This is a genomic window from Acinetobacter sp. Ver3 (genome assembly GCF_000632455.1).
Taxonomy (GTDB): Bacteria; Pseudomonadota; Gammaproteobacteria; order Pseudomonadales; family Moraxellaceae; genus Acinetobacter.
Genome location: NZ_JFYL01000188.1, coordinates 1 through 495 on the forward strand (window position 1 = coordinate 1; position 495 = coordinate 495).

General features: G+C 30.5%; 1 pseudogene. It reads left to right on the forward strand.

The annotated features are described in order from the left end of the window. Window positions 1–426: pseudogene (locus tag CL42_RS17345) on the forward strand (hypothetical protein); the annotation flags it as partial. Between the last annotated feature and the right edge of the window lie 69 nt (window positions 427–495).

Here is a 495-nt window from a genome sequence, read left to right on the forward strand (position 1 = left end):
AATTCATTCAACTTTAGAGATTTTCGTGAATACTATAAAGATGAAACACAACTACAAAGTCTATCTCTCTTAACGTCTGACGTACAAATTAAATATGCATCTTTAAAATTCACTCCATTTGATAAGATAGATAGCGATGAAACAATTTTATGGTGGAATCACCATAATAAAATTAAGCATGATCGTGAAATTAATAGAAATCTCGCGAACTTAAAAAATCTATTATACTCAGCTAGCGCACTTTTTTTACTTAACTTAGTCTACAGATTTGTAGTTCAAGAAAAAATATACCTTATACCCCCTCCTGAAATTTTCGAAACAAAAGACTTCTTGGTCAGCATTCATTCTTCAGGAGGTGGGCTTCTATATACATCCAAAGCTTGTATAAATAGTTTTGGTGCTGAAAGCCCTTTTGATGATGATTAGTTTAGTTAATATTTGATTCAATAAATCTGCCTCATTTAACATAATGGCTTTTATACGATATGAAATTGT